The sequence below is a fragment of the Alienimonas chondri genome (assembly GCF_013036045.1).
In the GTDB taxonomy this organism is placed as follows: domain Bacteria; phylum Planctomycetota; class Planctomycetia; order Planctomycetales; family Planctomycetaceae; genus Alienimonas; species Alienimonas chondri.
Window position 1 is genome coordinate 1 of the sequence record NZ_WTPX01000232.1, and the last position, 5193, is coordinate 5193.

The following is a 5193-nucleotide window of genomic DNA, read 5'->3' on the forward strand; positions in this document are numbered from 1 at the left end:
ACCCTACCGATCCAGCCCCGCCGCCCGCCCGTTCGCCCAACACCCGTTCGCCGAGCGATCGTCGCTTAGGCGGCCTGCCGAGCCGGGAGCGTTTCCGCTTCGCTCGGATCGCACAGCGGCAGCGTTTCCGGCGCGGCCGGGGGCGGCACGAAACGGGCGGCCTTCGCCGGCGACTCGCCTTCCGTGACGGCCCGCAAGGCCGCCGAGAACCGCGGCGTGACTGCCGCCCGACTGAAGCGTTCCTCCGCCAATCGTCGGCCGGCGTCGCCCAGGTCCCGCAGTTCCCCGCGTGGGAGAGTCGCGGCGGCGGCGATCGTCTCCGCGAGCGCCGTGACGTCGCCCGGTTCAACGGTCCAACCGCAGCGGTCGGACTGCCGATCATCGAAGGTTTCGTCCGCATCCCCGGCGCCGGCGCCGGTCACGGTGGCCGCCATCTCGCTGCCCGCCGGGGCGACGCACAGGGCCGGGGCGCCCACGGCCAGCACGCCGTACAGCTTGCTGGGCATGAGGTAGGGGATCACGCGGGCGTCCGTGCAGATCAGATGCAGGTCCGCCGCGGAGAGGCTCTCGCCCAACGTCGACTTCGGTTGATAGGGCAGAAAACGAAGATTCGTGAGGCCCAACCGCTTCGCCCCCGCCTTCAATCCCGCCTCCGCGGCGCCTCCGCCGACCAGCAGGAACACGATGCGAGGATCGTCCGCCAGTCGGGCCGCGGCGGCGAGGACGTCCTCCAACCGCTGCGTGCGGCCCATATTCCCGGAGTGCATCACCACGAACTTCGAGCCGGGAGCGCCCGGTTCGCCCAAGCCGTGTTCCAGCCGGAAGCGATTCCCGTGGCGGACCGGCCGCACGGCGTCCGCATCGGCCCAGTTCGGTAGGACGGCGATGCGGTCGGCGGGCACGCCGATTTTCAAGAACGTCTTCCGCATGTCCGTCGAAAGCGTCACGACGCCGTCCGCGGAGCGGGCCGCGACGTGCATCGCCCCCCGGACGATTCGCACGAGGGGGCCGTTCCTCAGGACGCCCAACGCCACGCCCAACTCCGGGTGGACGTCCTGGGCGTGAATGACGAACCGGGCGCGGTGCCGCCAGGCGAGCAGGCGCCCGACGATCGCGAGCGGGAACGGATCGGTCTCCGCGACGACCACGTCCACCCGCGGCGTCAGCACGCCCCGCCACAATGCGGAGAGCAGAAACGTGCTGTAATCAATCGCCCGCAACGCCAGCGACCGCTTCGCCTCGCCGGCGAGCCGCGTGTGTCCGATTCGGCGGACGGTCACGCCGCGCCACAGCGTCATGCCGGTCTTCGCCGGCAGGCCTTCCGGGTTCGCGTTCGGTCGCCCGCAGATCACCGTGACCCGCCAGCCGCCGGCGGGGTGTCCGTTCGGGCCGTCCGGGGAATCGGCGGCGAGATCCTCGGTCAGTTCCGTCAGCAGTTGGCCGGTCGCTTCCGCATCCGGGCGATAGGAACGGTTCAGAAAAAGAACCCGCGGGCGGGCGGCGCCGACAGCCGGTCGAACGGCGAACTCATATCGAAGGCGACGGGCGTTCCACATGCCGGGGGACTTAGCAGTCACGGCGGTCCCGGGGAACGGCGGTACGCATCGGTCGACGCTCATCCTTGAAGTTCCCGAGCGGCAACGCGCCGGATCCTCGACGCATGGTCGCCGCCGTCACGAGGCCCGGCCCCTGGTTGGCCCGGCGCCGAGTAGACCGGCGTGATCAACGAAAGAAGCCCGTCTCGCAACAGCGAAACGGGCTTCGGAAGAACGGGCCGACCGCAACGGGCGGGGGTGGGGCAGTTGTCGCGGCCGACCCTTTGATCTTGCCTGATATTCTAGCGCCCAAGTGGGCGGAGTCAAACGGTTCGGGATCAATCGCTTCCCCGAGGGGAACCCGACCCCGCTTGACTCGCCCTGGGGGGGCGCTGATCGAGGATTACTTCAAGCCGTCTTGGGCGACGCCGATCGCGCCGATCGCCACGCGGGCGCCGGCGTTGCCGGTGGGCTGACCGAAATCGTCCGGGTCGGCGTGCACGATGAAGCCGCGACCGACGATGCTGTGGGCGCCGTTCAGGGAGATGACGGAGTCCGTCATCTCGACCTTGGCGACGCCGTTCTCGTCGGCGGTGATGTTGCCGAGGTCGCCGGTGTGGCGTTCTTTATCGGAGGGCTTGCCGTGCTTGTGCTCCCCGACGTCCATGTGCCCGCCGGCGCTCTTGCCGGTCTCCATGTCGGTGAGGTCGCCGAACTGATGGACGTGGAAGCCATGTTCGCCGGGTTCCAGCCCTTTCACTTCGCCGGTCACTTTGACGGAGTCGCCCGCCTGCTCGAAGTGCAGCACGCCGGAGACCTTGCTGTCGCCCACGGGCATCAGCACGCAGACGGCCTTGGTGACCACGGGAGCCTTCTTGGACTTCATGTCCGGCGTGGCCGTAACGACGCGACCGTCGATCGTGACCTTCTCGCCTTCGACGGTGATCGTGCGACCGTTCAGCGTCACGGTCGCGCTGCTGGTCACCACGGTATCGGCGGGCGGCTGGGCCATCGCCGCGACGCCCAGCAGGGCGACGGCGGAGGCGGCGGCGGGGAAGAACAGTCGGCGTTTCATGGGCTTATGAGCAGAGGGAATCGGAGGGGATGAACGAGAGCGGACGACCGTCTCGAGCCTCAACGTTTCTTCGTGGCGTAGATGTAGATTAGCAACAGGACGACGGCGCCGATGATCGACCCGATCAGGTTGGTCGGGCTGAAATCGCCGGCAGGACGACCGAACGGCAACAGGCTAAACAGGAATCCGCCCACGAACGAGCCGGCGATGCCCAGCAGGATCGTCATGATCCAGCCGATGGCCTGTTTCCCCGGAACGAGCAACCGGGCGATCGCTCCGGCGATTAAGCCGAAGACGATCCAGCTAATGACGTCCCAAAAACCGAGGTCCATCGTGGCGATCTCTCTGTAATTCGTATTGAAATAGATCGCCGGCAATCCATGCGATCGCCGACTTAGATCGCCCAGCTTACCCGGGCGCAGGGAGAGCCGGATGGGGGAGATGCCCCGCGTCGCCGCGGGAGCGGCCCGTGGGCGATCGGCAGGAATGCGACCCCCCTTGCCCCTATGAGCCGGCCCCGGTAGCGTCGCGAGGTTCCTCCGCCGTGCGTCCCGAATTGCTGCGATGTCCTCTTTCGATCCTTCCGAGAGCACTGTCGGGCGGAGCCTCGATCAAGGTATGGACCTGTTCCGGCGGGCGCACGTGGGCGACGCGGCGCCGATCAAGCCGTTGACGCCGCGGAGCGTGTTGCTGGTGCTGGACGGGAGCGGCCAGGATGCCTGCTCGAAGCCGCTGGCGGCGCATCTCAAGGCGCGGTTCGGCTGTGAACTGCACGTCGCCGACGCCCGCGAAAGCGATCGGGCGGAAACGACCGCCGTCGCCGTCGCCGAGGAGTTACGGGCCAGGGCGCTGCCCCGGACCGACGGCGAGAGCTACGAACAGATCCTCGCGGCGATCGAGCGCACCGGCTGCGATCTGGCGATCGTGCCCTGTCCGTTCGGACGGGAACCGGAGAGCGTCGGCCCGCACTCCGCCGGGCTGACGACCGATATGCTGCTGGCCCGCAGCCCGGTGCCGCTGCTGGTCGTGCGGTGGCCCTTCCCGGTCAAACCCTTCTTTCAGGACAAGCCGGAGGAGGGCAGCGGCGAGTTCCCGGCCGCCGGCGGCGCCTCCCCGTTCGCCAAGATCGGGATGACGCTGGTCGGCGAGAACGACGCCGCCCGCCCCGCCGCCGCCTGGGCGACCGGGCTGGTCAGTTCCGGCGGGGGCGTGCAGCTCGAACTGCTGCTGGAAGAGGAGTTCTATCAGAACGTGCGGGCGGCCCTGTTCGAGTTGGACCCGGACGGCGACATCTCCCATGAACGGCTCACGCGGGCGCTGCGAAAGGAATACGGCAACCTGCACGCCGGGCTGTCAAAGGCCGCGGAGGCCGGCGGGTTCGCCTACGAGTTGATGACCCGTCGCGAGGAGAGCGCCCCCAACATCACCGCCGGCCCCGGCGACCGGTTGGTGATCCTCCCGCTGGAGCGCGGCGACCATCACAGCGAAGGCCACGTCGCCGACGCCCTCCGCCGCACGGCGAACCCGATCCTCGTCGTCCCCACGGCCGTGCGCGGGTAGCGCTGCGGGCGTTCGCCCCGTGGTTCCTGCCCGCGCTGTAACGCCGAGGCCCCGCGGGGCCTCGGCGTTACAGCGGCGATGTCTTCTCAGCCCGTTTTGCTCAACCGGTCGGCCCGCCAGAGCGGCTCCGGGAGGCGGTGGTCGCGGAACCAATCGGTCGCCAGCCGCTCGGCGGTCGCGACGCTGACGCGATGGCCGGGCGAGATGAAGATCGGCTTGCCGCCGTCGATCGCTGGGTTGGCGACGCACGCCCCGACGACTTCGCCGTCCAGTTCGATCCGTCCATCCTCCCGCACGGTTCCGCACAGCCGTTTCTTGGCGACGCCGACGGTGGGCACGTCCGCCAGCACGCCCAGCCCGCTGGCGACGCCGCCGCGGCGCGGGTGCAGGATGCCGTTGCCGTCCACCAGCACGACCGACGGCGCCCGACCCGGTTCTCCCCGACAGCCGCACAACCGTTCGATCAGCGCCGCGTACGCCGGCAGTTCGCGGTAGGTGAGGAACCCGCTGACGTACGGGAACGGCGCTGGCGACTCGACGGCCAGTTCGTAGGTCGGTTCGAGGGAGTTCGGTTCCATCTCGACGTACGCCGCCCGCGCCACGCCGGGCGAGGGATAGGCGACGTCCACCGCGGCGATCGGGCCGGGCGGCGCCGGTTCGTCTCCCGGTTCGTCCCGCAAGGAGACGCGCTCGGCGAGGGCGTCCTGCTCCGCCTTCAGAGCGAGGAGGGGACCGTTCGACGGAAAGCCGTCGAACCGGGCGCCGCTCAGATCGACCCGGCCGTCCTGCACCGGCACGCCTTCGGTCCGCAGCCGTTCCGCCTGCCCCGGCAACACGCATTCGCCCGTGGCCCGCACGGCCCGCCAGGTGGGGACGTCGTCCCAGCCGATCGGCGGTCGCCGGCAGACGCCCCCGACCCACACCGCCGCCGAACTCGCCGCGATCCTGTCTGGCTAGGATTCTCCGTGCATCCCTTCGCCCTCACCCCGCCGGATCCGACCACGGCGCTGGCCGACCTGCTGC

Annotated in this window: 5 protein-coding genes; 1 reads left to right on the forward strand and 4 read right to left on the reverse strand. The window is 69.6% G+C overall.

Going from position 1 to position 5193, the window contains the following annotated elements:
• Window positions 1–65 precede the first annotated feature (65 nt).
• The 3 genes from LzC2_RS20140 to LzC2_RS20150 form a co-directional block, all read right to left on the reverse strand.
• Window positions 66–1577 carry a glycosyltransferase family 4 protein gene (locus LzC2_RS20140; RefSeq protein WP_171189823.1) on the reverse strand — a complete coding sequence of 504 codons (1512 nt, stop codon included), beginning with the start codon at window positions 1575–1577 and terminating at the stop codon, window positions 66–68.
• 361 nt (window positions 1578–1938) lie between these two features.
• Window positions 1939–2610, reverse strand: a complete 672-nt coding sequence (locus LzC2_RS20145) for a superoxide dismutase family protein (protein WP_246255233.1) — start codon at window positions 2608–2610, stop codon at window positions 1939–1941.
• 59 nt (window positions 2611–2669) lie between these two features.
• The gene (locus tag LzC2_RS20150) at window positions 2670–2987 is read right to left on the reverse strand and encodes a GlsB/YeaQ/YmgE family stress response membrane protein (protein WP_246255234.1); all 318 of its coding nucleotides are present in this window, start codon (window positions 2985–2987) and stop codon (window positions 2670–2672) included.
• A 187-nt stretch (window positions 2988–3174) separates the two neighbouring features.
• Here LzC2_RS20150 and LzC2_RS20155 point away from each other — a divergent pair, with 187 nt between their 5' ends.
• Window positions 3175–4170, forward strand: a complete 996-nt coding sequence (locus LzC2_RS20155) for a universal stress protein (protein WP_171189824.1) — start codon at window positions 3175–3177, stop codon at window positions 4168–4170.
• An 86-nt stretch (window positions 4171–4256) separates the two neighbouring features.
• On the opposite strand, the gene LzC2_RS20160 is transcribed toward LzC2_RS20155, so the two are convergent.
• Window positions 4257–5093: an endonuclease V gene (locus LzC2_RS20160; protein WP_171189825.1), complete on the reverse strand. Its 837-nt coding sequence runs from the start codon at window positions 5091–5093 to the stop codon at window positions 4257–4259.
• Window positions 5094–5193: the final 100 nt, after the last annotated feature.

Bases quoted from the DNA above. Each gene is read 5' to 3' on its own strand.
- LzC2_RS20145 (WP_246255233.1), bottom strand. From the start codon at position 2,610: ATGAAACGCCGACTGTTCTTCCCCGCCGCCGCCTCCGCCGTCGCCCTG.
- LzC2_RS20155 (WP_171189824.1), top strand. From the start codon at position 3,175: ATGTCCTCTTTCGATCCTTCCGAGAGCACTGTCGGGCGGAGCCTCGAT.